The organism is Agrococcus jejuensis (genome assembly GCF_007679035.1).
GTDB classification, from domain to species: domain Bacteria; phylum Actinomycetota; class Actinomycetes; order Actinomycetales; family Microbacteriaceae; genus Agrococcus; species Agrococcus jejuensis_A.
Genome location: NZ_VEFR01000051.1, coordinates 1 through 231 on the forward strand (window position 1 = coordinate 1; position 231 = coordinate 231).

At 71.4% G+C, this 231-nt stretch carries 1 protein-coding gene; it reads left to right on the top strand.

Annotated features, from left to right (window positions below; all coding sequences use genetic code 11):
- Positions 1 to 15: 15 nt before the first annotated feature.
- The coding region (locus tag FS793_RS16885) for a ribosomal protein L16 (protein WP_260980219.1) at positions 16 to 231 on the top strand (216 nt) is incomplete at its 3' end.

A 231-nucleotide genomic window follows, 5' to 3' on the forward strand; every position in this document is an offset into this window, starting at 1 on the left:
AAGGGTGGTGGGAAGGTGTGGATGAAGATCTACCCCGAGGGTGGGGTGAGGAAGAAGGGGGGGGAGAGGGGAATGGGGTGGGGGAAGGGGTGGGGGGAGTGGTGGGTGGGGAAGGTGAAGGGGGGTGGGGTCCTGTTGGAGGTGGGGGGGGGGGCGGACGCGCACGGACAGCGGGGCATCGGGGCGGGGGGGAGGGGAGATGGGGGCGGGGATGGTGAGGGGATCGGTGGC